This window comes from Bradyrhizobium sp. GW821-FHT12B03, from assembly GCF_058807535.1.
This window is the reverse complement of sequence record NZ_JBXAQU010000001.1, coordinates 14,129-40,489: the sequence shown is the minus strand read 5'-3', so window position 1 is coordinate 40,489 and position 26,361 is coordinate 14,129. Positions and strand designations below refer to the sequence as shown.

Genomic DNA, 26,361 nt, shown 5'->3' with positions numbered 1-26,361 from the left:
AAAATCACTCGAGCGGGGCGCCCTGCCCTCAAGGCCTCAGGAGGGGCGCCGATGCCCGGCCGTGAAGGCCGGGCATGAAAGGTCGAATTACTCGGCCGCTTCCGACGTCGGCGCCGGTCCCATCTTGGAGTTGTGCAGGTCGACGTTGAGGCCGAGCGAGCGCATTTCCTTGACCAGCACGTTGAACGATTCCGGAATACCGGCCTCGAACGTGTCGTCGCCGCGCACGATCGCCTCGTACACCTTGGTGCGGCCGGCGACGTCGTCCGACTTCACCGTCAGCATCTCCTGGAGCGTGTACGCCGCACCGTAGGCCTCGAGCGCCCACACCTCCATTTCGCCGAAGCGCTGGCCGCCGAACTGCGCCTTGCCGCCCAGCGGCTGCTGGGTGACGAGCGAGTACGGACCGATCGAACGCGCGTGAATCTTGTCGTCGACCAGATGGTGCAGCTTGAGCATGTAGATGTAGCCCACCGTCACCTTGCGATCGAACGGATCGCCGGTGCGGCCGTCATAGACGGTCGACTGACCCGAAGCGTCGAGACCGGCAAGCTTGAGCATCTCCTCGATGTCGGCTTCCTTGGCGCCGTCGAACACCGGCGTCGCGATCGGCACGCCGCGGCTCAGATTGTGGCCGAGCTCGATCAATTCGTTGTCGTTGAGCGACTTGATCGTCTCGTCCTCGCCGTAGACCTTCTTCAAGGTTTCCTTCAGCGGCTTGATGTCCTGCTTCGACAGGTAGGCATCGACCGTCTGGCCGATGCGCTTGCCGAGGCCGGCGCAAGCCCAACCGAGATGAGTCTCGAGGATCTGTCCGACGTTCATGCGCGAGGGCACGCCCAGCGGATTGAGCACGATGTCGGCGTGCGTACCGTCTTCGAGGAACGGCATGTCCTCGATCGGCACGATCTTCGACACCACGCCCTTGTTGCCGTGGCGGCCGGCCATCTTGTCGCCGGGCTGGATCTTGCGCTTCACCGCGACGAAGACCTTGACCATCTTCATCACGCCGGGCGGCAATTCGTCACCGCGCTGAAGCTTCTCGACCTTGTCGAGGAAGCGCTGTTCAAGGCCCTTCTTCGACTCGTCGTACTGCTTCCGCATGGCCTCGATCTCGGCCATCAGCTTGTCGTTCGGCGAAGCGAACAGCCACCACTGCGACTTCGGGTACTCCTCGAGCACCGCACGGGTGATCTTGGTGTCCTTCTTGAAGCCCTTCGGACCGGCAATGCCCTGCCGCCCTTCGAGCAGCTCGGCAAGTCGGTTGTAGACGTTGCGGTCCAGGATCGCCTGCTCGTCGTCGCGGTCCTTGGCCAGACGCTCGATCTCTTCCCGCTCGATCGCCAGCGCACGCTCGTCCTTGTCGACGCCGTGACGGTTGAACACGCGGACTTCCACGATCGTGCCCTGCACGCCCGGGGGAACGCGCAGCGAGGTGTCGCGAACGTCGGAGGCCTTCTCGCCGAAGATGGCGCGCAGGAGCTTTTCTTCCGGCGTCATCGGGCTTTCGCCCTTCGGCGTGATCTTGCCGACCAGGATGTCGCCGGCGCGCACTTCCGCGCCGATGTAGACGATACCGGCTTCGTCGAGGTTCTTCAGCGCTTCTTCCGAGACGTTCGGAATGTCGCGGGTGATTTCCTCAGGCCCGAGCTTGGTGTCGCGGGCCATCACCTCGAACTCCTCGATGTGGATCGAGGTGAAGACGTCTTCCTTCACGATCCGCTCGGAGAGCAGGATCGAGTCTTCGAAGTTGTAGCCGTTCCACGGCATGAACGCGACGAGCACGTTACGGCCGAGCGCGAGCTCGCCGAGATCGGTCGACGGACCGTCGGCGATGATGTCGCCCTTCTTGACGATGTCGCCGACCTTCACCAGCGGACGCTGGTTGATGCAGGTCGACTGGTTGGAGCGCTGGTACTTCATCAGACGGTAGATATCGACGCCCGACTTGGTCGGATCGAGATCTTCCGTGGCGCGGATGACGACGCGGGTCGCGTCGATCTGGTCGATCACGCCCGAACGGCGCGCCGCGATCGCAGCACCCGAGTCACGCGCAACCACGCCTTCCATGCCGGTGCCGACGAACGGAGCCTCGGCGCGAACCAGCGGCACCGCCTGGCGCTGCATGTTCGAGCCCATCAGCGCGCGGTTGGCGTCGTCGTTCTCGAGGAACGGGATCAGGGCCGCGGCAACCGAAACGAGCTGCTTCGGCGACACGTCCATGTAGTCGACCTTGTCCGGCGTCATCGGCACGACGTCGCGGGTGCCGCTCGCGCGGCAGACCACCAAGTCTTCGGTAAAGCGGCCCTTGGCGTCGATCGGCACGTTGGCCTGAGCGACCGAATAGCGGCCTTCCTCCATCGCCGAGAGGTACACGACCTCGTCGGTGACGCGGCCGTCCTTCACCTTACGATAAGGCGTCTCGACGAAGCCGTACTTGTTCACGCGCGCGAAGGTCGCGAGCGAGTTGATGAGGCCGATGTTCGGACCTTCCGGCGTCTCGATCGGGCAGATGCGGCCGTAATGCGTCGGATGCACGTCGCGCACCTCGAAGCCGGCGCGCTCGCGGGTCAAACCGCCCGGTCCAAGCGCCGACAGGCGGCGCTTGTGGGTGATCTCCGACAGCGGGTTGGTCTGGTCCATGAACTGCGAGAGCTGCGAGGAGCCGAAGAACTCGCGCACCGCGGCAGCCGCCGGCTTGGCGTTGATCAGGTCCTGCGGCATGACCGTGTCGATGTCGACCGAGGACATGCGCTCCTTGATCGCGCGCTCCATGCGGAGCAGACCGATGCGGTACTGGTTCTCCATGAGCTCGCCGACCGAACGCACCCGGCGGTTGCCGAGATGGTCGATGTCGTCGATGTCGCCCTTGCCGTCGCGAAGGTCCACCAGCGTCTTGATGACGCAGAGGATGTCTTCCTTGCGCAGCGTGCGCTGGGTGTCGGGCGCATCGAGGTCGAGGCGCATGTTCATCTTGACGCGGCCGACCGCGGAGAGGTCGTAGCGCTCGGCGTCGAAGAACAGCGACTGGAACATCGCCTGCGCCGAATCCAGCGTCGGCGGCTCGCCCGGACGCATCACGCGGTAGATGTCGAACAGCGCGTCCTCGCGCGTCATGTTCTTGTCGGCCGAGAGCGTGTTGCGGATGTAGGGGCCGACATTGACGTGGTCGATGTCGAGCAGCGGCAGCTCCTTGTAGCCGTGCTCGTTGAGGGCCTTCATGGACTTGTCGGTGATCTCTTCACCGGCTTCGGCATGGATCTCGCCGGTCTTGGGATTGACGAGGTCCTCGGCGAGGTAGTTGCCGACGAGCTCCTCATCCGACAGGCGCAGCGCTTTCAGCCCCTTCTCCTGGAGCTGGCGGGCGGCACGGACGGTGAGCTTCTTGCCGGCCTCGAGCACGACCTTGCCGGTGTCGGCGTCGATCAGGTCGTTGACGGTCGAGTAGCCGCGGAAACGGTTGGCGTCGAACGGAACGCGCCAGCCTTCCTTGGTCCGCTTGTAGAGGATCTTCTTGTAGAACGTGGACAGGATCGCTTCGCCATCGAGGCCGAGCGCGAACATCAGCGACGTCACCGGAATCTTGCGGCGACGGTCGATACGCGCATAAACGATGTCCTTGGCGTCGAACTCGATGTCGAGCCAGGAGCCGCGATACGGGATCACGCGGGCGGCGAACAGCAGCTTGCCCGAGGAATGGGTCTTGCCCTTGTCGTGATCGAAGAACACGCCGGGCGACCGATGCATCTGCGAGACGATGACGCGCTCGGTGCCGTTAACGATGAAGGTGCCGTTCATCGTCATGAGCGGGATGTCGCCCATGTAGACGTCCTGCTCCTTGATGTCCTTGACCGATTTCGCACCGGTTTCCTCGTCGATATCGAACACGATGAGGCGCAGCGTCACCTTGAGGGGTGCCGCGAAGGTCATGCCGCGCTGGCGGCACTCGTCGACGTCATATTTCGGCTGCTCGAACTCGTAGCGGACGAATTCCAGCATCGAGGTACCCGAGAAGTCGGAGATCGGGAACACCGAGCGGAACACCGCCTGCAGACCCTCGTCGAGACGACCACCCTGGGGTTCGTCGACCATCAGGAACTGGTCATAGGACGCCTTCTGAACCTCGATGAGGTTCGGCATCTCGGCGACTTCCTTGATGTGTCCGAAGAACTTGCGAACGCGTTTGCGACCGGTGAATGTCTGCTGCGCCATCGTGGCCTCTCATTTCGTCGCCCGCACTGGGCGCGCCGTCCAGGACGCAGCTGCCGCCGCTCCCCGGGTTGAATTTTTCGAACCCGTCTTGAGGAACCGAAAATCCAGTTTCAGGCCGTCATGTCCTGAATCTGTTCTTCAGACCTTCAAAACGCAAAACGACGCGCGGGGCGCATAGGCACGCCCGCCCGTCACAACGATCGTCTTCACGGACTGCAAAAGCCCGAAATAGCCTGCTCTCCCAACGGCTTACAGGGAAATCACCCCTGCCCACCGCGCTTTCGTGCTGTCGAACCGATATGGGGCGACAATAGTGCAGATTCGAGGGGTAAACCCTCTAATCCCCACACTTTTTCGTGTTCGGCTCGCGTCGGGACGTTCCGTCGCACGCCTTTTGCATCTGGCCCGCCCTCTTGAGGGGAGCCAAGATCCCGGGCGCCGCTTGATGCGCACCCGGGACCTCGTACCAGCAAGCTTGCGCTTACTTGAGTTCGACCTTCGCGCCAGCCTTCTCGAGCTGGACCTTGATCTTCTCGGCTTCGTCCTTGTTCACGCCTTCCTTGACAGGCTTCGGCGCGCCCTCGACGAGGTCCTTTGCTTCCTTCAGGCCCAGGCCGGTGATGGCGCGGACTTCCTTGATGACTTCGATCTTCTTGTCGCCGGCGGCGGCGAGAACGACCGTGAACTCGGTCTTCTCTTCAGCCGGAGCGGCAGCAGCGCCACCACCAGCCGGGCCGGCCACGGCGACAGCCGCGGCAGCCGAAACGCCCCACTTCTCTTCGAGGAGCTTCGCGAGTTCGGCAGCTTCGAGCACGGTGAGGCTCGAGAGGTCGTCAACGATCTTCTGCAGGTCAGCCATTGTTCAGTTTCCTTACGTATATGTCTGGTTCGGGTTTGAGTTTTGCGAAGGGCGTCAGGCCGCTTCGCCCTTTGAGGCATGAGCCTGGATGACGCGCGCGAGCTTGCCCGCGGGCGCGTTGGCGAGCTGAGCGATCTTGGTCGCCGGGGCCACAAGCAGGCCGACGATCTTTGCGCGCAGTTCGTCAAGCGACGGCAGCGAGGCAAGCGCCTTCACGCCGTCGACATTCAGGACGGTCTTCCCCATCGAGCCGCCGATGATGACGAACTTTTCGTTCGCCTTGGCGAATTCGATGGCGACCTTCGGCGCCGCTACCGGATCGTTCGAAGTGGCGATCACGGTCGGTCCCTTCAGCATGGGACCGATGGCAACGACGTCAGTGCCTTCAAGAGCAATTTTGGCGAGACGGTTCTTCGAGACCTTCACCGAGGCGCCAGCCTGCTTCATCTGCGTACGCAGCTTCTGCATCTGGGCAACGGTCAGGCCGGAATATTGGGCAACGACCGCGACGCTCGTGGTCTTGAAGACCCCATTGAGCTGTTCGACCGCTTCCTTTTTTGCCGCTCGTTCCACAGCAAGCTCTTTCCGGTTGGCGGTCATCGCAAAAGCGGGACCGCCGGGTTGCACCCATCGTCCCACCCAAAACCTGAACCTCGGGGCCAAAGCCCCCAGGACACGCGCCGGGCGAGACGACAATTCAAAGCCTGCCCTCCGGGAGCCCGCTAAGGCCCACGGTGTGTCGAGGTCCGAACCAGACCCGTTTCGCAACCACCGTTAAGGTGGCAGGCGAAGTGAAATCCGGTCTTCACCCGTCTATGCAGGCCATGCGATTAAGCCGTTGGGAAATCGAAACTTCCCGCGAGCGCCTGCAGTCTTGGACAGGACAAGGTCAGCCGGCGAACCGCCCGACCTCTGCCCGCACCCCACCAACCGACGGGTTTTCCTTCCTTTTCCGGCAAATCCTCACGGACGTCCTGAAAAGGAATGATCTCCTGTCTTGTCGGGTTTTCGGAATGCGTGCACGAACGCGCCAGCCGAGGCCGGCACGTCCGGAGGCGGTTCTTTAACCGCTCTCTGCCTGCTTGCCAAGAGCAAAATTCACACCAGTTCCAATCGATTGGCGGCGGGGCTTGACCTTGGGCGAAAGCAGCGATCCCACCGAAGGTTAGCGAACCCTTTTTGCACCACGGCCCATCGAAATGCACACCTTACGGATCGGGCAAGATTTCTCAGCTATGGGTTGAGTCGCGCCCGCCTACCTCCCCGGCGGCGAGTCGACAGGGATCGACACATGATCCGGCATATCGTCACCCTGGTCCTCGGTCTGGCGATCCTGGCCGCAGTCTATTGCTTGCTGGGAACCAGGTCGTTCCCGGTGCCGGCCCTCGCCTTTCTCATGCACATCATCGCGGGCGGCTTCAACGTCGTCTGGATGACGGTCGTCATTGGCATGATGCTGTTCGGCGCGATCCGGAAACACCCCGGCCTAATCGCCGCACCACCGCTGTTCTTCGCAATCTGGTTCGGCGCCTCGGTCTGGAGCCGCCACCAGGTCGAGGCAACAACCGATCCCTCCCTCGCCGTCCGCGCGATCCCGGCCGAGTTGAAGTCCATCCGGACCGTCACCCTGGTGACCAACGGAGTCCGGGGTTGCTGCGGCCAGGTCTCGCTGCTCGCCAACGGCCTGATCGACCGCTACGTCCACGCCGCCGAGGACGAGAAAGGCCAGATCGGACCGATCCGGATGACCGAGCTTGCGGCGGCCAAGGACTGCACCGCGGACGAGCTGCGCAACTCGGAGCTATTGCTGCGCGCAGGGCGTCTCGACGAATGCCTGAAGACGACGACAATCGACAGCATCCCCGACGGCCTCGTGGTCCGAATGAAGGTCAGCCCCTACTACCCCATGGTCGGCTGCTGCACAGTCGGCACGCTCAATGTCCGGCAGAATGGCGAGGAACGCGTCGCGGCGACCTGGAACTCCGGGCGACGGGTCGTGCTCAGCTACGCGCCGCTGTTCGGAATGCCCAACGCGCCGGACCCGACACTGTCACTGTGGGCGGGATTCTCCGGCGGCCCATCGCAGATGGTCTGGATCGGAGGCCCCACCTTCACCGGTGAACATCGCGGCCGCAGCCTACGGCGTCGACTGGACCGCACCACCGAAGGCGCCTGATGTCAGCATTCCCGAGTTGATCCGCCGCGCGGTCGAGATTTCCAAGGGCCCGACCCGCACTGCCGCGCTCGACATCGCTCTGACGATCCAGGCCAAGGGCGTCGTCGATGACGACCTGCTCGGCGTGATGGCCTCCTTCATCGAACTGTCGAGCTTCTCCAGCAACACTCGCGATTCGATCCAGAAATTCTGGTTCAAGCTCGATCCCGACCGGCAGCGCAAGTTCATCGACCTGATCGTGATGCGCATGCAGGACCCGAGCATTGGCTTCGATTACAATGAGGCAACGTTCCCGTTTCACTGGGATGCCGAGAAATTCCCCGGCATTGCGGATCAGGCTCTGCGCGTCTTCGCGGAACGGCGCGACCTCAAGACTTGGGAATACGAGCTGGCGCTGCGGCTCGCCAATAAGACTGCCTACCAATCGGATCAATATATGGACGAGCAGCGCCAGCGATTTCGTTTGATACGGGATGACGCCAGCGATGCATTCGTCAGCCGCGTGCTGGCGTTCAAACGGGTCTACCTCATCCGCAATGACGAGGAGCGTGAATTTCTTGCGTCGCAGCTCGATCGCGTCCCCGATGCACGGCTCGAGCGCTTCCTGCAGGCGGCCGGCTGGAGCAGTCCCTCTCCGGCCCTGACGCCCATGACCCGGATGCTCCGCGAACGCGCGGCTGCGCGCATTGGCTTGGTGAAAGACGACAAGCTCCGGCGCGAGTTGCAGGACAAATTCCGCCTCGATCGCGCCAGTTAGGGTTTGACCCCGTAAGGCAGCAGCTTGCCCTCGAAAAACGCGGTCAGGTTCGCCAGCACGCAGTTCTGCATGGCCACGTGCGATTCGAGGGTGTGGCCGCCGATATGGGGGGCGACCACGACGTTGGGGAGCGCGGTCAGCGCGTCGGGGGCGTGCGGTTCCTTGTCGAACACGTCGAGGCCGGCGCCGGCGATGGTCTTGTCGGTGAGCGCCGCGACCAGGGCCTTCTCGTCGATGACCGAGCCGCGGGAGATGTTGACGACATAGCCGTCCGCGCCGAGGCGCTTGAGGATGTCGGCGTTGACCATGTGCTGGGTCTCGGCCCCTGCCCGGACCGCGATCATCAGCACGCTGCACCAGTCGGCCAGCGCCTCCAGGGTCGGAAAATATTGATAGGGCAGATCGTATCTGGTGCGGCTGAAATAGCCGATCTCGCTCTCGAAGGCGGCGCAGCGGGCGGCGATCTTGCGGCCAATCTCGCCCATGCCGTAGACGCCGATGCGGCGGCCGGGCATGCCCGCCTGCGGCCGCATCATCGGCGATTGCTTTGAGGCGGCCCAATCGCCGCTGCGGACATACTGGTCGGCGACCAGGATCCGCCGCGTCGTCGCAAGCATCAGGGTCATCGCGATGTCGGCGACGGAGGCGGCATTGGCGCCCGGGCTGTGGCCGACTGCGATGTTGCGGGCGGCCGCCGCCTTCAGGTCAACGCCGTCATAGCCGGTGCCATAGCAGACGATGGCGCCAAGCTTCGGAAACAGATCCATCGCCTCCGCGCCCAGGGGGCTGCCGCCCTGGGCGAGCATCGCGCGAATGCCGCCGAGCTCCTCCGCCGGAAACACCTCGCTCGCGGGCTTGCCGCCGGTGTCGAGCAGATCGAACCGCTCGGCGAAGCGCGCCATCATCGTCTTGGGAAAGCGCGAATAGATCAGGACCTTGTCAGCCATTGTTCTTGTTTCCGATGAATGCCGCAGACAAACGAAAGGGGCGGAATCGGTTGCCCAATTCCGCCCCTCGCCTCATGCAATTCTTGAACCTTAGCCGAGAATGGTGCCCGGCTCGACCTTCACGCCCGGGCCCATCGTCGAGGACACCGCAACGCGCTGGATGTAGGTGCCCTTGGAACCGGCCGGCTTCGCCTTGGAGACCGCGTCAGCCAAAGCCTTGATGTTCTCGACCAGCTTCTCCTCGGAGAACGAGGCCTTGCCGACGCCGGCCTGCAGGATGCCGGCCTTCTCGACGCGGAACTCGACCGAGCCGCCCTTGGCACCCTTCACCGCACCGGTGACGTCCATGGTCACGGTGCCGATCTTCGGGTTCGGCATCAGGCCGCGCGGGCCCAGCACCTTACCGAGACGGCCGACCAGCGGCATCATGTCGGGGGTCGCAATACAACGATCGAAATCGATCGTGCCGTTCTGCACCTTCTCGACCAGGTCTTCGGCGCCGACGACGTCGGCACCCGCAGCCTTGGCCTCGTCAGCCTTGGCGCCGCGGGCGAACACGCCGACGCGGAGCGTACGGCCGGTGCCGTTCGGCAGGGTCACGACGCCGCGAACCATCTGGTCGGCGTGACGCGGATCGACGCCGAGATTGATCGCGACCTCGATGGTCTCGTCGAACTTCGCTTTCGCGCGTTCCTTGACCATCTTGATGGCGTCCGCGAGCGGGTAAAGCTTTTCGCGGTCAACACCTTCGCGGGCTTTGTTCAAACGCTTTCCGATTGCCATGAGCCCTTACCCCGCCACTTCCAGACCCATCGAGCGGGCAGAGCCCTCGACCATCTTCATGGCCGATTCGATGGTGTCGCAATTGAGATCCTTCATCTTCTTCTCGGCGATCTCGCGCACCTGCGCCTTGGTCACCTTGCCGGCCTTGTCGCGGCCCGGCGCCTTCGAGCCGGACTGGATCTTGGCAGCCTGCTTGAGGAAGAACGACATCGGAGGGGTCTTCATCTCGAACGTGAACGAACGATCGGCGTAGATCGTGATCACGACGGGAATCGGGGTGTTCTTCTCTTCCTTCTGGGTCTGGGCGTTGAACGCCTTGCAGAACTCCATGATGTTGAGACCGCGCTGACCGAGCGCGGGACCGATCGGGGGCGAGGGATTCGCCGCACCGGCCGGGACCTGAAGCTTCAGGTATCCGGTCACTTTCTTTGCCATGTATCACTCCTGTTGTGCCGGCTGTGCCGGCGGTTTCAGGTTCCGTGGTTGGGATCGAGCGCGGCTGGCAACCGCCCTCTTCCTCCCACGGCCTCTTGCTGGCGCGAGACCGAAGCCTCACGCCTGGTCCGATCAGACCTTCTCGACCTGACCGAATTCCAGTTCGACCGGCGTGGCGCGGCCGAAGATCGAGACCGCGACCTTCACGCGCGAGCGCGCCTCGTCGATTTCCTCGACCACACCCGAGAACGAGGCGAACGGGCCGTCGGCCACGCGCACGTTCTCGCCGATCTCGAACGACACCGACGCCTTCGGCCGCTCCACGCCCTCCTGCACCTGGTGCAGGATGCGCATGGCCTCGGCCTCCGAGATCGGCATCGGCTTGTTTTCGGCACCGAGGAAGCCCGTGACCTTCGGCGTGTTCTTGATCAGATGAAACGCCTCGTCGGTCAGCTTCATCTTCACCAGCACGTAGCCCGGGAAGAACTTGCGCTCGGCGTCGATCTTGCGGCCGCGGCGCACTTCCGTGACCTTCTCGGTCGGAACCAGCACCAGCTCGAACAATTCCTCGAGCCCGCGCTGCTTGGCCTGCTCGCGGATCGATTCGGCGACCTTCTTCTCGAAGTTCGAATAGGCGTGGACGATGTACCAGCGCTTGTCGGACAATTGAGCGGTTGCTGTAGCCATCAGTGAATGCCCAAGAGGAAGGTGATGAGGTAGCGGATGATCTGGTCGGCGGCGAAGAAGAAGATCGACGCCACGGCGACCATCACGAACACCATGATGGTGGTGATCGTGGTCTCGCGACGGGTCGGCCAGGTGACCTTGGCGGTCTCCGAGCGCACTTCCTGCAAGAACTTGAACGGGCTGACTGCCATCGTTTGATGTCCAACGTCCGTCGACAGACGCGAATGAATTTCAGGGATCCGAACAGCCGCCGTTGGCCCAGCCCTCTGTCTCGAAGGATGAGCCGGAAACCGGGCTCGATTGTTCGGGGATTTCAAAGCCGCGCCGGAGATCCGCGTCTAACGGGCCGGCTGCGAGTGCGGGGTAGATACTGCGGATACGGCCAAAGGTCAAGGTAGCGGCACGCTCGCCAAGCACCCCTTCTCCCCCGGGAGGCCCATGGCAGAGCCCATGCGAATCAACGGTTTACGGGGCCAGGTCACACCGCCTTCTGGCGCTCGAACCGGCCTGACCGCCCTCCTCGCGCTGACGGACGCCCCGGACGACCGTCAGTCGGCCCGCTCGACCATGGAAATGCCCGGCAACGGCACCACGAACTTTCCGCCGTCAGCGAAATAACGGGCATGCTTGGCCCGGATCGGGTCGACGTAGCGCCACGCGAACACGACGACGAACGCCGGCTTGCGCTCGTAAAGGGCGGCGGGCGGCAGGATCGGGATGTCGTAACCCGGGCCGGCCATCACGTTCCCCTTTTTGGGGTCGTCATCCACCAGGAAGTCGATCTTGTTCTCCAGGCCGAACTGCGGCAGGAGGGTCGTGGTTCCGACGGAGACGCCATAGCCGGCGACGAGTTGACCGCGCGCGTGGGCGGCATCGGCCATCGCGACCAGCTCGTCGCGAATGGCGGCGATCCTCTTTACATAGGGCGCGTAATAGGCCGGCTGGTCGACGCCGAGCCGGTCCTCCTCGGCGATGAACCGGGCGACCTCCACCGACGGCTTCTTCGCGCCGCCCGCACGCTGCACGGTCACGCGGATCGAGCCGCCCTTGGTCGAGATGTGCTGGACGTCGATCACTTCCATCCCGAGCCTGGCGAAGAAGCGCGTCAGCGGCTTGATGTTAAAATACGACAGATGCTCGTGATAGACGGTGTCGAGCAGGTTCTTCTCGGTGACGTCGACGCCGTATTGCGTCTCGAAGACGAACAGCCCGTCCGCCGCAAGCACGTCGCGAACCCCGATCACCAGCGGATCGAGATTGTCGACATTCGCGATCATGTTGTTGGCGATCACGACGCTCGCCGCACCGTGGCTCTCGAGGATGCGGTGCCCGACAGCGTCGGTAAAGAAATCGCCGATGGTTTCGATGCCTGACTCGGTCGCGCGCCGCGCAATGTCGACGGCGGGATCAACACCCAGCACCCGCATGCCACGCTCCTTGAAGAAGCCGAGCAGCGATCCGTCGTTGCTGCCGAGCTCGACGACCAGCGAGCCCGGCGCGATTCCGAACCGGCTGACGACGTCGTTGGCATAGCCTGCGAAATGCTCCCGCAGGCCGAGCGAGAGCGAGGTGGTGTAGACGTAGTTGCGGTACTGGATCTCCGGATTGCCGACATGGAGAATCTGGAGGTGGCCGCAATCCCTGCACAGATGCAACGCCATCGGCACCGCAGCGCGGAAGACCGGATCATCCACGCTGGCGTCCGGCACCTGGAAGTTCGGTGTGCCGATGGGCATGCCTGCCATCGGGACGACCAGCTCTTGCTTGTCCGAATGGCAGAGGCGGCAGGTGTGGCGGACGTAGAACAGATTTTTCATCGTGGAACCGGAAAACGGAGACATGCGCGCGGGTGAGGCAATCCCACCCTGTGAAGATCAGATCGACAGCAATGATTCAAGCGGGTCAAGGGTGGCTCGATACCTCCTCGGCCGTTGCCAGCCCATAGCCCGACTCTTCCGTAGCCTTCTCCGCCTTGTCAGCGGCATACGAGCCGCGTTCCGGGCTTGCCAGCCAGATCACGCCGCCTGCCAGACCGATGATCACACTGACGGCACCCAGCAGGAGCGACACCGACAGCGCCTCCTCGGACGGAACACCGGCAAGGCCAAGGCAGGCGACCATGGCCCCCTCGCGAACGCCCCAGCCGCTGATGGAGATCGGAACAGCCGTCAACAGCACCACCGGCGGAATCAGGATGCCTGCGTCCAGCACGGAGAGCTGCGCTCCGACGCCGCGCGCCAGAGCATAGCAGGCTGCCGCCGTCACGAGATGGATGAGGAGCGCCGATCCGAACAGCAGACCGCGGCGCTCCGACTGCAGGAGAAGGAACCTGACGAGCGTTCCGAATCGAACGAAGCTCGCGATCGCGGGAAGCGCGATGAGGCGCTTCGGCAGACGATCGAGGGTCAACAGGACCAGCGTACCGGCGACGCCCGCCAGCGTCAGCCCGCCGATGGCCAGAATCGCGGCCTGATTCGACACCCGCAACATCAGGAACGGCAATCCGGCCACCATCAGCACGATCAGCCCGATCAACGCCGTAAACCGGTCTGCCGCAACCCCCTTGACCGCCTCCGGCCACTGCACGCCACGCTGCCGGAGCAGCCACATCCGCACCGCATCGCCGCCGACCGACGACGGCAGCACCTGGTTGAACCAGAGGCTGATCATGAGAATCCGCCAGCCGGCCAGCCAATCCAGCGACACGCCAAGCGCGCGCATGATCAGTTCCCACCGACCGTTGAGCACGAAGGTCTGAAAGAAGATCAGCGCCAGCGCGAGAACGAACAGGAGGGGATCGACGGAAACGAGATGATCCCGCAAGCGTCCCAGATCGAGACCGCGCGCGATGTAGATCAGCACGGCGATCGACAGCAGCAGCTTCACCGAAAACAGGGCCGCCTGTTTAAACCGCGACTGCATCCGATGCCCGCCTCAGGATGCCGGGTATTCCGCGCGACCAATGACGAGGTCGATCGCGGCCATCATCCAGAACTGGTGCGTGGTCTCGACAATGTTGTAGCTGCGGCTGTCCACCCAGAAATTGACGTCGCCGAGATTGCGCAGGGGATTCTCCGCATTCATCCCCGACAGCGTGATCACGTCGAGCTTCATCGCCCGCGCCTGCGCGACCGCATTGAGAATGTTCTTCGAGCGCCCCGACGAGCTGATCGCGACGAGGCAGTCGCCGGCGCGGGCGCTCAGCCGCACGGCGTGCGCGATCCAGTCCTCGAAACCGTAGTCGTTGGCGAGGCACGACATCATGCTTGCATCGCTGAAGCACAGCGCAGGCACCGATGCGTTCTTCGCCAGATCGATCGCCAGATGCGAGGCGATGCCGGCCGAGCCGCCATTGCCGATGAAGATGACGCGACCGCCCTGCTCGCGCGCGCGCAACCAGATCGCCCGGGTGGCAGAGATCTTGGCAACAACATCGTCGTCGACCGCCGTCGCGCGATGGAGGCGCCCCACGTAATCGTCGAGGAAGGCCTTGGGATCGGGATCGACGGACTCGGCTGGCATATGCTGGCGGCTCGATTGCAACATGCCGCCGTGATACCGACTATTACTAGGGATTGCAAAGGTATAATACTTGCAAAGTTTGCGAGCGGCTGTTAGTCGCCTTCAGGGTTTCACTCAACATTGGCGACGCCCGCAGGGCATTCGCGTTACGGATGTTCCCTATGAAATGCATCGTTACTGGCGGCGCCGGTTTCATCGGCAGTCACCTCGTCGATCGCCTCCTTGACGACGGTCATGAGGTGATTGCGCTCGACAATTTCGTCATTGGACGTTCCGAAAACCTGTCGTCGCACGCTGGTTCCGGTCGGCTGAAGATCGTGCGGGCCGACGTCACCGAGCTTGATTCGATCAGGCCGCATTTCGACGGCATCGACTGGGTTTTCCATCTCGCGGCGCTGGCCGACATCGTCCCCTCGATCGAGTCCCCGATCCCGTATCATCGCGCCAATGTCGACGGCACGGTCAACGTGCTCGAGGCTGCGCGGCAGGCGGGGGTCAGCCGCTTCGTGTATGCGGCGTCATCGTCGTGCTACGGCATTCCCGACGTCTACCCGACGCCGGAGAGTGCCGAGATCCGGCCGATGTATCCCTACGCCCTCACCAAGAATCTCGGCGAGCAGTGCGTCATGCACTGGTGCCAGGTCTACAAGCTTCCGGCCGTGGCGCTCCGCCTGTTCAACGTGTTCGGACCGCGCCATCGCACCACGGGCACCTACGGCGCCGTGTTCGGCGTCTTCATGGCGCAGAAGCTCGCCGGCAAGCCCTTCACGGTGGTCGGCGACGGTGAACAGACCCGCGATTTTACCTTCGTCAGCGATGTCGCCGATGCCTTCGTGACCGCCGCGCGCTCCGACGTCTCGCACGAAATATTCAACGTTGGCTCCGACAACACCTACAGCGTCAACAGGCTGGTCGAGCTTCTCGGCGGCGACAAGGTCCACATTCCCAAGCGTCCCGGCGAGCCCGACTGCACCTACGCCGACATCACCAAGATCAAGCGGGTCCTGAAATGGGCGCCCAAGGTGAAATTCGAGGACGGCGTCGCGACGATGCTGAAGTCGATGGACCAGTACAAGGACGCGCCCCTGTGGACGGTGGACAAGATCGCCGACGCCACCAAGGGCTGGTTCAAATATCTCGGTGACGAGGACGACGCGGCGTCCGGCGCGCCGCAGAAGGCAAGCCACTGAACAGGTTCGCCAGATATCGTTGCCGCGAGTCGATCAATTCCGGACCGGCCAGCTGAGGCCGGCCGGCGCTTTGGGTTATACACATGGGTAATACTTCAACTGACAAGCCGACCGTCCATCCGGCACCGCACGAGAAGATCAAGACGGTCGAGGAACTCGGTGCGATCGCGCGGGCCGCGCAGGCCGAGGGCCGCACGGTTGCGCTCTGCCACGGCGTGTTCGATCTGGTGCATCTTGGCCACGTCCGGCATATCCTGGCGGCGCGCAACGAGGCCGACGTGGTCATCGTGACCGTCACGGCCGACCGTTTCGTCAACAAGGGGCCGGGACGGCCGATCTTCCCGGAGAACATGCGCGCCGAGATGCTGGCCGCGCTCGGCACGGTCGACTGGGTCGGCATCAACCAGACCTCGAGCGCCGAGCCGGTCCTCGATACCGTGCGCCCCGACATCTACGTGAAGGGCTCGGACTACGAAAATCCCGAGGATGACGTCACCGGCAAGATCGCCACCGAGCGAGAGGCCGTCGAACGCCATGGCGGCCGCATCGTCTTCACGCGCGACGTGACCTTCAGCTCGTCGTCGCTGATGAACCGCTACTTCGACATCTACGACCCTCCTCTGCGCGACTACCTCCAGAAGGTGCGCGAAAGCGGTGGCGCCGAACGCCTGCTGAAGCTGATCGACAAGATCCAGGACATGCATGTCGTGCTGGTCGGCGACACCATCATCGACGAATACCAGTACGTCACGGCGCTCGGAAAGGCCTCGAAGGAGAACATCGTCGCCACCCTGCTCAAGAATGGCGAGCAATTTGCCGGCGGCGTCATTGCCGCGGCCAATCATGTGGCGAGCTTCTGCAAGTCGGTGGAGATCGTCACGACGCTCGGTGGCAACGACTACCCTGAAGAGTTCATCCGCGCGCATGTCCGCCCGAATGTCACGCTCACGCCGATCCGCATTCAGGGTCGCCCGACGACTCGCAAATTGCGGTACGTCGAGCTGGGCTATCTGCACAAGCTCTTCGAAGTCTACACCATGGACGACACGCCGCTCGACGAGGCCGAGCGCAAGGAGATCGACCGCATCACCGCCGATCGCGTTCGCGGCGGGGATGTGGTGATCGTCACCGATTTCGGTCACGGCATGATCGCATCCAGCACGATCGACACGCTGATCGCGAACTCCAAGTTCCTGGCGGTCAACGCCCAGAGCAACAGCGGAAACCACGGCTACAATCTGATCACGAAGTATCCGCGCGCCGACTACGTCTGCATCGACGCGCCGGAAGCGCGCCTGGCGGCCACGGACAAGTTCAGCGACATCGCATCGGTGATCGAGAACGGCCTGCACGGCAAGATCGACTGCGACAACATGATCATCACGCACGGTTCGTTCGGCTGCTACCCCTTTTCGTCGAAGACCGGCGTCGCGCGCGTCCCCGCTTTCACCAAGACCGTCGTCGACACCGTCGGCGCAGGCGATGCCTTCCTGACGATCACGGCGCCGCTGGTTGCCGCAGGCGGCAATATCGAGGACGTCGCCTTCATCGGCAACGCCGCCGGCGCGATCAAGGTCGGCATCGTCGGTCACCGCAACTCGGTCGAAAAGGCCCCCCTGGTCAAGTTTGTCACCGCGTTGCTGAAATAGCGCACAGGAAGAATTCTGGAGAACGACAGTGATTGATCAGAAATGGAATGTGATGGTCACCGGTGGCGCCGGCTATGTCGGCAGCGTACTGGTTCCCCAATTGCTGGCCGCAGGCCACAAGGTCACCGTGCTCGACCTGTTCATGTATGGCGAATCCGTCTTCGACGCGGTTCGGAACAATCCGAACCTTCGCCTGATCAAGGGCGACATCCGCGATGAGGCCGCGATCAACGAGGCGCTGCGCGGCAACAACGCGGTGATCCACCTCGCCTGCATCTCCAACGACCCCTCGTTCGAGCTGGATCCGACGCTCGGAAAATCCATCAACTATGACTGCTTCCGGCCGATGGTGCGCGCCGCGAAGAAGGCCGGCATCAAGCGCTTCATCTATGCCTCCTCCTCGAGCGTCTACGGCATCAAGGACGAGGCCGAAGTGACCGAGGAGCTGTCCTGCGAGCCGCTCACGGACTACTCGAAGTTCAAGGCGATGTGCGAGACCGACCTCGCCGAAGAGGCTGCGCCCGGTTTCGTCGCCTGCACCGTTCGTCCCGCGACCGTCTGCGGCTACGCACCGCGGCAGCGGCTCGACGTCGTCGTCAACATCCTGACCAATCTTGCGGTCAACACCGGCCGCATCCGCGTGTTCGGTGGAACGCAGCGCCGGCCCAACCTGCACATCGAGGACATGTCCGCGGCCTATCTGTTCCTGCTTCAACAGGACGACGCGAAGATCGACGGAAAGACCTACAATATCGGCTACGAAAACCATTCGCTGATGAAGATCGCCGACATCGTCAAGTCGGTGGTCGGCAGCAATGTCGACGTGGTCGTCGAGCCGACCGACGATCTGCGCTCGTACCACGTCTCTTCGGAGAAGATCCGTCGCGAACTCGGCTTTGCGCCGACGCACACCATCGAGCAGGCCGTGTCTGGCCTCGTCGACGCCTTCAAGGCCGGCCGCCTGCCGAACTCGCTCAACGACCCCAGGTACTTCAACATCAAGATGATGCAGAACATCAGCCTGAAGTGAGCGGCGTGCGGATCGGCATCGATTTCGACAACACGATCATCTGTTACGACAAGGTCTTTGCCGCCGTCGCGCGTCAGCGTGGGCTGGTGCCCGAGGGCTGGGAGGGGCTGAAGACCGAAGTGCGGGATCATCTGCGGTCCCGCGCCGGCGGCGAGCTGGCCTGGCAGGGGCTGCAGGGCTTCGTCTACGGCAAGGGCATTGGCGGCGCCGAAATCTATCCGGGGGTGCGGGAATTCCTGGCGGCGTGCAGGCGGGCCGGCGCGAAGGTCTGCATCGTCAGCCACAAGACCCGGTTCGGTCACCAGGACCCCGACCACACCGATCTGCGTGATGCCGCACGCAACTGGCTGCGGGGGGCTGGCCTGATCGACGCTGCGGATGCGGCGCTGGCCGTCGGCGACGTCTATTTCGAGGACACGCTGGCCGCTAAGGTCGAAAGACTTGCCAGCCTGGAGCTCGACGTCTTCATCGACGATCTCGTCGAGGTCTTCGAGCAACCGCATTTTCCGAAGGCGACGCGATCGATCCTGTTCACGCGTTCGCAGCCTCCCCACCCCGAACACTGCAAGCCTATCGCGACATGGGCCGGCATCCGCCACGAGGTGTTTGCGGAATGAGCGAGCCCGACATCAGCGCGCCGGATGCAATGGCGATCGGCAGCCGTCTGGCCGGGGCGCAGGTCGCGGCCGCCCTGCCGGCGCGGGCCAGCGGCAACAACAGGGTGTTTCGGCTGGAGATGGCGGTGGGACCGCCGCTCGCCCTCAAGCATTATCCGTCCGACGGGCGCGATCGCCTGGGCCAGGAATATGAGGCGCTCTCGTTTCTGTCGCGCCACGGCATCACGTCGACGCCGCGGCCGATCGCGAAGGACGCGGATGCGTTCTGCGCACTGTATGAATGGTTCGACGGCGAGGCGGCGGTCCTGCGCCCCCGAGGCGACGATGCCGATCAACTGGCCGATTTCCTGATCGCGCTGCAAAAGCTGCGAGACGCCGAGGGCTCCCGGACTCTGCGGAACGCGTCAGCCAGTATCTTTTCGCCCGAGGAAGCCATTGCCCAGTACGAGCAGCGCCTGGATGGACTGAGGCGCGCCTCGGATGATCATCCGGACCTGCGCGCCTTCATGGACGACAGCCTGGTTCCCAGCACGACCATCGCGATCCGGCAGCTCCGCCGGCGCTATGCGGAACTCGGCTGGGATCCCGCAGCGGACATCGCGCCGGTGCATCGCGCGTTGAGTCCCTCCGATTTCGGACTGCACAACGCACTGCGCGCCGCGGACGGCCGGCTGCGCTTCATCGACTTCGAATATTTCGGCTGGGACGATCCGGTCAAGCTGGTCTCCGACACCGCGATCCACCCCGGTAGCGATCTGCCCGAAGCCAAAGCAAATCGGTTGATCGAACGCCTCACGCAAGCTTTCGCGGCTAGGGATGACGCGTTTGCGATCCGCCTTGACGTACTGTATCCTGTGTTTGGGGCGATTTGGTGCCTGATTGTCCTGAATGCCTATTTGCCGGAAAGCCGCTCCCGGCGCGCCTTGGCTGCGCAAGGTGGCGACCTGACGGTCCGCCTCGCCGGTCAGCTCGACAAAGCCCGCCGGCTCCATCAAACGATTTGCCAACGTGATCCAGATCTCACCCCACGCTGAAGCCGCCCTCACCTGCACGCTCGACGAGCGCAGCCTTTACTTGCGCCGCCTGGTGCTCGGTTCTGTCCGCTCGGCGGGACGCGGACATGTCGGTCCGGCCCTGTCGCTGATCGAGATGGTCCGCGTGCTCTACGACGATGTGCTGCGGATCGATCCGAACAACCCGCGCGATCCGGACCGCGACCGCGCGATCCTCAGCAAGGGACACGGTTGTCTGGCGCTCTATGCGCTGTTGGCCGACCGCGGATTCTTCCCCCTCTCGGAGCTGGACGGCTTTTGCGGCCCGGACAGTATTCTGGGCGGACATCCCGAATACGGAATGGTGCCGGGGGTCGAGGCCTCGACCGGCGCGCTCGGACACGGCCTGTCGATCGGTGTCGGCCTTGCGCTCGCCGCACGCATGCGCGAGCGCAGCTACCGTACCTTCGTCCTGCTCGGCGACGGCGAGATCAACGAGGGATCGGTGTGGGAGGCCGCCATGGGCGCGGCCAAGCACGGGCTCGACAATCTGGTTGCGCTGATCGACTACAACAAGCTCCAGAGCTACGGGCCCACCGACTACGTCCTGCCGCTGGAGCCGCTTGCGGACAAGTGGCGCAGCTTCGGCTTTGCCGTGCAGGAGCTCAACGGCCACGACGTCGGCACCCTGCGCACTGTCCTGAAGCAGGTCCCACCCGTTGCGGGGAAACCCACCGCGATCATCTGCCATACCGTCAAGGGCAAGGGTCTGCCGGCCGCAGAATCCAACGCCGATTGGCATCACAAGAACAAGCTGACCGACAGCGAGCTCGACGCCATTCGCGTCGCCGTCGGCGATTTTTGATCGGCACCCCATGCGCAACACCGCCATGAACATGGTCCACAAGCTCGCCACGCGCGACGAGCGTGTGCTCTACATCGGCTCCGATCCCGGCGCGGGCACCTTGCGTGCGATGAGCAAGGAGTTTCCGAAGCGCCATCTGATCGAAGGCATCTCGGAAGCGCACATCATCGGCATGTCGGCCGGCCTCGCGATGGAGGGCTTCGTGCCCTACGTCAACACCATCGCGACATTCCTCACCCGCCGCTGCTACGAGCAGGTGGCTGTCGACCTCTGCCTGCACAATCTGCCGGTGCGGCTGATCGCCAATGGCGGCGGGCTCGTCTATGCGCCGCTCGGCCCCACCCACCAGGCGATCGAGGACATCGCCATCATGCGGGCGCTGCCTAACATGACGGTGATTTGCCCGTGCGATGCCGACGAGGCGACACGCATGATGGAGCAGACGCTGGACTGGCAGGGCCCGATCTACGTCCGGCTGGGCAAGGGTGGCGACGCGATCGTCTCCAAGGCGGAGCACGGCTTCGAGATCGGCAAGGCCATCGTGATGCGGCCGCCCGGTGACGTCGTCATGGTCACCACCGGCATCATGCTCCAGCGGGCACTTGCTGCGGCCGACCTGCTGGCCGCGCAAGGCATTCGCGCCGGCATCCTCCACATGCATACGGTCAAGCCGCTCGACACCGAGGCGCTGCTGCAGGCGGCGCGTGCGACCCGCCTGCTGGTGACGCTCGAGGAGCACGTGCCCTCCGGCGGCCTCGGCAGCGCAGTCGCCGAGGCGCTGATCGACAAGCTCGGCTCCGGCCTGCCCGCGATGCTGCGGCTGTCGCTGCCGGACCGCTTCATGCACAATTACGGCTCGCAGGACTCGCTGCTGAAGAAGCACGGGCTTTCCGCCGGCGCCATTGCCACCTCGATCGAGCACGCGCTTGCCGCCTCGCACACCTCCTCCCCTCAACTCCATTCCACCTGACGGGCCACATGTACGACGTTCGATATTCCTATCTGCTCGAGCAATTCTCAGATCCAGCCCCCATCCTGGCCGAGATCGGCCGGCTGGTTGCGACCGGTGACTTCACCCTCGGCAAGCCGGTTGCCGAATTCGAGAAGCGCTTTGCCGAGCTGATCGGCGTGCGCCACGCCATCGGCGTGGGATCGGGCACCGACGCGCTCAAGCTGCCGCTCAAGGCGCTCGGTATTGGCCATGGCGATGAAGTCATCACCGCCGCCAATACGTTCATCGCTACCGTCGGCGCCATCGCCGAGACCGGGGCGACGCCCGTGCTGGTCGACTGCGACGATTCATTCTGCATGAACGTCGACTACGTCGAAGCAGCCATTACCAAGAAGACCAAGGCGATCATGCCGGTTCAGCTGACCGGCGAAGTCACCGACATGGGCAGGCTGATGGCGATCGCCCAGCGCCACAACCTGCCCGTCGTCGAGGACGCCTGCCAGGGCATCCTCTCCGAGTTCGCGGGAAAGCGCTCCGGCACCCACGGCATCGCGGCCGGCTTTTCCCTGCACCCGCTCAAGAACCTGAACGTCTGGGGCGACGCCGGCGTCGTCGTCACCAATGACGACGGGATGAACGAACGGCTCCGGCTCATCCGCAACCACGGCATGAAGAACCGCGACGAGATCGCGATCCTCGGCTGCAATTCGCGGCTCGATTCCCTCCAGGCGGTGGTCGGCAACTGGCTGATCGGCCAGACCGGCGAGATCACGCGGCGACGGATCGAGAACGCGGCCTATTATGACGCGGGACTTGCCGGCCTGCCCGGCCTGCGCGTCCCGCCGCGCCGGCCCAACGTGAAGCACGTCTATCACCTCTACATGGTGTTCGCCGAGCGTCGCGACGAGCTCTATCAGTACTGCCTGGACAACGGCATCGAAGCCAAGATCCACTACCCGATCCCGCTGTATCAACAGGAAGGCCTCAAGCATCTCGGTTACGCCCCGGGAACGTTCCCGGTCACCGACCGCCATGCCAAGGAAGTCATCAGCTTCCCCGTGGACCAGCACCTGACGCGCGCACAGCAGGATCGCGTCATCGAGACTGTCGGGAAGTTCTGCCATGGACGCTGACACCGGCCGCCGCCGCATCGGTTACGTCAATCTTCCCGCACAATTCGAGGAAGAGCGCACCGACATCATGCAGGCGGTCGAAGGCGTATTCCAGCGTGGCGATTTCATCGGCGGGGCGGCGGTCGGAAAGTTAGAGGAGGAATTGTCCGCCTATCTCGGCTCGCCGCATGTCGTGACGCTGAACTCCGGCACCGATGCGCTGATCCTCGCGATGAGGGCGCTCGACATCGGCCCCGGCGACGAGGTCATCACCCCGCCGAATTCGTTCGTGGCATCGACCGCCGCGATCGTCGCGGTCGGCGCCACGCCGGTCTTTGCGGATGTGCTGCCGGACCAGAACATCGATCCGGCCGCGGTCGAGGCCGCCGTCACGCCGCGGACCAAGGCGATCATGCCGGTCCACCTGACCGGGCGCATGGCCGACATGAACCCGCTGATGGCGATCGCGAGCAAGCACAGCCTCGCGGTGATCGAGGACAGTGCCCAGGCGGTGGGCTCGACCTACGACGGGCGCATGAGCGGCACCATCGGAACGTTCGGCTGCTTCTCTGCCCATCCGCTGAAGAATCTCAATGCCGCGGGCGATGCCGGCTTCCTCGTCACCGCCGATGCCGAGCTCGCCGCACGCATTCGTCGCCTGCGCAATCACGGCCTGATCAACCGCAGCGACGTTCAGGAGTGGGGCATCGTATCGCGGCTGGACACGCTCCAGGCGGAAGTGCTGCGAATCCGCCTGCGCCATTTGCCGTCGGTGATCGAACGCCGGCGGCGCAACGCCGCGCAATACCGCGCCGAGCTCGCAGGCCTGCCCTTGTTCATTCCGCCCTGCCGCAACATCGAGTTCAATACGTTCCACACCTTCGTGGTGCAGACCGACCGCCGCAACGACTTCCAGAAATATCTGGCGGACAAGGGCATCGAGACCGCGATCCACTATCCGGTGCCGATCCACCTGCAGCCGGCGGCGGCGCATCTGGGTCAAGGCCGCGGCGCGTTCCCGGTGACGGAACGGCAGGCGGACCAGATCCTCACGCTTCCCATCAACCAGTTCCTCTCGGCCGCCGATATCAGCTATATTTGCGCGACCGCCCGGGAGTATTTTGCATGACGGATACCGACTTCCTTCAGGCCGATGAGCAGGCGCTGGCGCAGCGTTTCATCGACAACGGTTTCGTCACCACACCGGCCGACGATCGTGCAGGCCTCGACCGGATCCAGCGGCGCGCCGCGGAGCTGGCTGCCGATTATCTCAAGCTGCCGCACAGCAACGATCCCTATGCGATGCTCGACAGCATCCACACCCGGGTGAGCGTGGACGATCTCAACGGCCTGCGGCTGCACGTCTTCAACGGCCTCAACGCCGAGCCCTGGTTCCGGCCGACCTATTTCCGTCTGGCGCGCTCGACGATCGAGACCATCGTCGGCAACGAGCTCTGCATGCAGCGCCGCGTCAATCTCAGCATCCAGATGCCGGGCGACGATTCCTCGCTGCTCGCCACCCATTCCGACGTCTGGTCGGGCGACTCGCCGTTCGAGGTCGTGGTGTGGGTGCCGCTGGTGGACGTCCACCATACCAAGGCGATGTATCTGCTGCCGCCGTCCCTGAACGGCGACATGCAGGACCGGATGGCGAGCCTGCGCAGCGCCGAGGAACTGTACAAGACGATCAAGCCGCACGCGACCTTCATCGAGATCCCCTACGGTCACGTGATGCTGTTCAACCAGACCCTGATGCACGGCAATCGCGTCAACGAGGAACCCGGCACGCGCTGGAGCATGAACTGCCGCTTCAAGAGCATCATGTCGCCCTACGCGGACAAGCGTTTCGGCGAGTTCTTCGAGCCGATCCTGCTGCGTCCGGCGACGCGGGTCGGCATGCAATACAAGCTGCCGGGAGGCTTCCATGGCTGAACGAGCCGGCCATCGCGGCTATATTGGCGCGCGGCCGCTGAACGGCAGCCGCACCCCGCAACACGTCCAGAACATCGTGATCCGCGACTACGCGCGGCGCAAGAACCTGCAATTTCTGCTCAGCGCCGTCGAGCACATCATGCCCGGCAGCTACATGGTGCTCGAGGACATCCTGGACGAGTTGCCCCGCCTGAATGGCCTGATCCTCTACAGCATCTTCATGCTGCCGCCCGACGAGGCACGGCGGCGACAGATCTACGACCGCGTGCTGCGCGAGGGCTGCGACCTCCATGCAGCCGTCGAGGAGATCACGCTGTCGTCGCAGAAAGACATCCAGGCCGTCGAGGACATCCTGCTAGTCAATAAATTCGCGACGATCCTGTGACGATGCCGCGGACCGGCTGACGATCATGACCGAGATCAACCTGCTCCAGCCGATGCACGCATCAACCAAGCGGAACTACGTTCAGCGCGTGGTCGAGCACGACAAGGCCGAGTCCGCTACCGTGGCGCGGCAATGGGGGCGCGACTACTGGGACGGCGACCGACGTTACGGCTATGGCGGCTATCGCTATGACGGACGGTGGCGCCCGCTCGCCCAGACCCTGATCGACCGCTACGGCATCAAGCCCGGCATGAGCGTGCTCGATGTGGGCTGCGGCAAGGGCTATCTGCTCTACGAATTCACCCAGCTCGTGCCCGGCCTCACGATCGCCGGCATCGACATCTCCGACTATGGCATCGCCAACGCCAAGGATGAGGTGCGGCCACACCTGGAGGTCGGCAGCGCCGTCGCGCTGCCCTACCCTGATCACAGCTTCGATCTCGTGGTGTCGCTCGGCGTGCTGCACAACCTTCCACTCGAGGACGTCTTCCGCGCAGTGTCGGAGATCGAGCGCGTCGGACGCGGCGCTTCGAAATACCTGATGGTGGAATCGTTTCGCAACGAGCGCGAGAAGGCCAACCTCCTCTACTGGCAACTCACTTGCCTCAGCTTCCACGGTCCGCACACATGGGCCTGGATCTACGACAAATGCGGGTACCGGGGCGACCATGGGTTCATCTTCTTCGAATGAGACGGCCGGCCTCAGCCGGCCGATTTCGCTGCGTGCGCAGAATCCGGAAGTGTATTATTCGGACGATGCCATCGTCACGGCGGACGATGCCACGATCGCGGAGCTGAAGCGCATCGCCGCCGGCAATCCGCGCCTGCGCAGCCGGCTGTGCACGCATCCCGATCCCTCGTCCGGCCTGCACGAGATGCTGATCGTGCACCATCGCGAGGCCTATGTGCGGCCCCACAAGCATTTTGGCAAACCAGAATCGTTTCACGTGATCGAGGGCACGGCGCAGGTCGTGATCTTCGAGGACGACGGCAGTTTTCGCGACGTGCTCGAGATGGCCCCCTACGGCCAGGGCAAGCGCTGCTACTACCGGATGCCCGAACAGGTCTACCACTCGATCCTGATCACCTCGGAATGGCTGGTGTTTCACGAAACCACCGCCGGCCCGTTCGACCCCTCCCGTACGGCATTTCCCGACTGGGCACCGGACGGCAGCGATGCCGCCGCGGTCCAGGACTATGTCACAAAGACTGCCGCTCTCGCCGCGGAGCATCTGGCCGGGCGAAGCATGGATTAGGGC

26 protein-coding genes are annotated in these 26,361 nt (G+C 63.8%); 15 read left to right on the top strand and 11 right to left on the bottom strand.

The window, feature by feature from the left end:
- Positions 1 to 87 precede the first annotated feature (87 nt).
- The 3 genes from rpoB to rplJ all read right to left on the bottom strand — a co-directional run bounded on the left by rpoB (position 88) and on the right by rplJ (position 5,644).
- Positions 88 to 4,212, bottom strand: coding sequence for a DNA-directed RNA polymerase subunit beta (gene rpoB, locus AC1RUR_RS00195; protein WP_492840185.1), 4,125 nt, complete (start codon positions 4,210 to 4,212; stop codon positions 88 to 90).
- A gap of 481 nt (positions 4,213 to 4,693) precedes the next feature.
- On the bottom strand, positions 4,694 to 5,071 hold the full coding sequence (gene rplL, locus AC1RUR_RS00190) for a 50S ribosomal protein L7/L12 (protein WP_028152883.1): 378 nt from the start codon (positions 5,069 to 5,071) through the stop codon (positions 4,694 to 4,696).
- A gap of 54 nt (positions 5,072 to 5,125) precedes the next feature.
- The gene (rplJ, locus tag AC1RUR_RS00185) at positions 5,126 to 5,644 is read right to left on the bottom strand and encodes a 50S ribosomal protein L10 (protein WP_246916917.1); all 519 of its coding nucleotides are present in this window, start codon (positions 5,642 to 5,644) and stop codon (positions 5,126 to 5,128) included.
- A 718-nt stretch (positions 5,645 to 6,362) separates the two neighbouring features.
- On the opposite strand from rplJ, the gene AC1RUR_RS00180 reads away from it, so the two are divergent.
- Both AC1RUR_RS00180 and AC1RUR_RS00175 read left to right on the top strand, forming a co-directional pair.
- Positions 6,363 to 7,247, top strand: a complete 885-nt coding sequence (locus AC1RUR_RS00180) for a hypothetical protein (protein ID WP_492840183.1) — start codon at positions 6,363 to 6,365, stop codon at positions 7,245 to 7,247.
- Positions 7,189 to 8,004 (top strand): hypothetical protein, encoded by an 816-nt coding sequence (locus AC1RUR_RS00175; protein WP_492840181.1) that lies wholly within the window; start codon positions 7,189 to 7,191, stop codon positions 8,002 to 8,004. The genes AC1RUR_RS00180 and AC1RUR_RS00175 overlap by 59 nt, the downstream gene beginning before the upstream one ends.
- Here AC1RUR_RS00175 and AC1RUR_RS00170 read toward each other — a convergent pair.
- From AC1RUR_RS00170 to AC1RUR_RS00135, 8 genes are all read right to left on the bottom strand, one after another.
- Positions 8,001 to 8,951 carry a 2-hydroxyacid dehydrogenase gene (locus AC1RUR_RS00170; protein WP_492840179.1) on the bottom strand — a complete coding sequence of 317 codons (951 nt, stop codon included), beginning with the start codon at positions 8,949 to 8,951 and terminating at the stop codon, positions 8,001 to 8,003. The two genes, AC1RUR_RS00175 and AC1RUR_RS00170, sit on opposite strands and share 4 nt — an antisense overlap.
- A 90-nt stretch (positions 8,952 to 9,041) precedes the next feature.
- Positions 9,042 to 9,734, bottom strand: a complete 693-nt coding sequence (gene rplA / locus AC1RUR_RS00165) for a 50S ribosomal protein L1 (protein WP_492825166.1) — start codon at positions 9,732 to 9,734, stop codon at positions 9,042 to 9,044.
- 6 nt (positions 9,735 to 9,740) lie between these two features.
- Complete coding sequence (gene rplK, locus AC1RUR_RS00160) at positions 9,741 to 10,169, bottom strand: 50S ribosomal protein L11 (protein ID WP_008136439.1); 429 nt, start codon at positions 10,167 to 10,169, stop codon at positions 9,741 to 9,743.
- A 132-nt stretch (positions 10,170 to 10,301) separates the two neighbouring features.
- On the bottom strand, positions 10,302 to 10,856 hold the full coding sequence (gene nusG, locus AC1RUR_RS00155; RefSeq protein ID WP_007602985.1) for a transcription termination/antitermination protein NusG: 555 nt from the start codon (positions 10,854 to 10,856) through the stop codon (positions 10,302 to 10,304).
- Positions 10,856 to 11,047 carry a preprotein translocase subunit SecE gene (secE, locus tag AC1RUR_RS00150; protein WP_007611620.1) on the bottom strand — a complete coding sequence of 64 codons (192 nt, stop codon included), beginning with the start codon at positions 11,045 to 11,047 and terminating at the stop codon, positions 10,856 to 10,858. The genes nusG and secE overlap by 1 nt, the downstream gene beginning before the upstream one ends.
- A gap of 357 nt (positions 11,048 to 11,404) precedes the next feature.
- Positions 11,405 to 12,673 carry a methyltransferase domain-containing protein gene (locus AC1RUR_RS00145; protein WP_492840176.1) on the bottom strand — a complete coding sequence of 423 codons (1,269 nt, stop codon included), beginning with the start codon at positions 12,671 to 12,673 and terminating at the stop codon, positions 11,405 to 11,407.
- Between the two features lie 85 nt (positions 12,674 to 12,758).
- Complete coding sequence (locus AC1RUR_RS00140) at positions 12,759 to 13,778, bottom strand: lysylphosphatidylglycerol synthase transmembrane domain-containing protein (protein ID WP_492840174.1); 1,020 nt, start codon at positions 13,776 to 13,778, stop codon at positions 12,759 to 12,761.
- 12 nt (positions 13,779 to 13,790) lie between these two features.
- Positions 13,791 to 14,378, bottom strand: coding sequence for an SIS domain-containing protein (locus AC1RUR_RS00135; protein ID WP_492840172.1), 588 nt, complete (start codon positions 14,376 to 14,378; stop codon positions 13,791 to 13,793).
- 161 nt (positions 14,379 to 14,539) lie between these two features.
- Between AC1RUR_RS00135 and AC1RUR_RS00130 the strand changes: the two genes are divergently transcribed.
- The 13 genes from AC1RUR_RS00130 to AC1RUR_RS00070 all read left to right on the top strand — a co-directional run bounded on the left by AC1RUR_RS00130 (position 14,540) and on the right by AC1RUR_RS00070 (position 26,358).
- Entirely contained in the window at positions 14,540 to 15,568 is a 1,029-nt protein-coding gene (locus tag AC1RUR_RS00130; RefSeq protein ID WP_492840170.1) for an SDR family oxidoreductase, read from the top strand.
- An 83-nt stretch (positions 15,569 to 15,651) separates the two neighbouring features.
- Positions 15,652 to 17,217 (top strand): PfkB family carbohydrate kinase, encoded by a 1,566-nt coding sequence (locus tag AC1RUR_RS00125; protein ID WP_492840168.1) that lies wholly within the window; start codon positions 15,652 to 15,654, stop codon positions 17,215 to 17,217.
- 28 nt (positions 17,218 to 17,245) lie between these two features.
- Positions 17,246 to 18,247: an NAD-dependent epimerase/dehydratase family protein gene (locus tag AC1RUR_RS00120; protein WP_492840166.1), complete on the top strand. Its 1,002-nt coding sequence runs from the start codon at positions 17,246 to 17,248 to the stop codon at positions 18,245 to 18,247.
- Positions 18,248 to 18,252: 5 nt separating this feature from the next.
- Positions 18,253 to 18,864 (top strand): HAD family hydrolase, encoded by a 612-nt coding sequence (locus AC1RUR_RS00115; RefSeq protein WP_492840164.1) that lies wholly within the window; start codon positions 18,253 to 18,255, stop codon positions 18,862 to 18,864.
- Entirely contained in the window at positions 18,861 to 19,898 is a 1,038-nt protein-coding gene (locus tag AC1RUR_RS00110) for a phosphotransferase (protein ID WP_492840162.1), read from the top strand. The genes AC1RUR_RS00115 and AC1RUR_RS00110 overlap by 4 nt, the downstream gene beginning before the upstream one ends.
- Complete coding sequence (locus AC1RUR_RS00105) at positions 19,873 to 20,721, top strand: transketolase (protein ID WP_492840160.1); 849 nt, start codon at positions 19,873 to 19,875, stop codon at positions 20,719 to 20,721. The genes AC1RUR_RS00110 and AC1RUR_RS00105 overlap by 26 nt, the downstream gene beginning before the upstream one ends.
- 10 nt (positions 20,722 to 20,731) lie before the next feature.
- Positions 20,732 to 21,691: a transketolase family protein gene (locus AC1RUR_RS00100; protein WP_492840158.1), complete on the top strand. Its 960-nt coding sequence runs from the start codon at positions 20,732 to 20,734 to the stop codon at positions 21,689 to 21,691.
- 8 nt (positions 21,692 to 21,699) lie between these two features.
- A complete protein-coding gene (locus AC1RUR_RS00095) occupies positions 21,700 to 22,806 on the top strand; it encodes a DegT/DnrJ/EryC1/StrS family aminotransferase (protein WP_492840156.1) in 1,107 nt (368 codons plus the stop codon).
- Positions 22,796 to 23,914 carry a DegT/DnrJ/EryC1/StrS family aminotransferase gene (locus AC1RUR_RS00090; RefSeq protein WP_492840154.1) on the top strand — a complete coding sequence of 373 codons (1,119 nt, stop codon included), beginning with the start codon at positions 22,796 to 22,798 and terminating at the stop codon, positions 23,912 to 23,914. Before AC1RUR_RS00095 ends, AC1RUR_RS00090 begins: the two co-directional genes overlap by 11 nt.
- On the top strand, positions 23,911 to 24,717 hold the full coding sequence (locus AC1RUR_RS00085; protein ID WP_018322239.1) for a sporadic carbohydrate cluster 2OG-Fe(II) oxygenase: 807 nt from the start codon (positions 23,911 to 23,913) through the stop codon (positions 24,715 to 24,717). The genes AC1RUR_RS00090 and AC1RUR_RS00085 overlap by 4 nt, the downstream gene beginning before the upstream one ends.
- Positions 24,710 to 25,102, top strand: coding sequence for an LIC12192 family sporadic carbohydrate cluster protein (locus AC1RUR_RS00080; RefSeq protein WP_492840152.1), 393 nt, complete (start codon positions 24,710 to 24,712; stop codon positions 25,100 to 25,102). Before AC1RUR_RS00085 ends, AC1RUR_RS00080 begins: the two co-directional genes overlap by 8 nt.
- A gap of 25 nt (positions 25,103 to 25,127) precedes the next feature.
- Complete coding sequence (locus tag AC1RUR_RS00075) at positions 25,128 to 25,793, top strand: class I SAM-dependent methyltransferase (protein WP_492840150.1); 666 nt, start codon at positions 25,128 to 25,130, stop codon at positions 25,791 to 25,793.
- Positions 25,771 to 26,358: a WbuC family cupin fold metalloprotein gene (locus tag AC1RUR_RS00070; RefSeq protein ID WP_492840148.1), complete on the top strand. Its 588-nt coding sequence runs from the start codon at positions 25,771 to 25,773 to the stop codon at positions 26,356 to 26,358. Before AC1RUR_RS00075 ends, AC1RUR_RS00070 begins: the two co-directional genes overlap by 23 nt.
- The last annotated feature ends 3 nt before the right edge of the window (positions 26,359 to 26,361 follow it).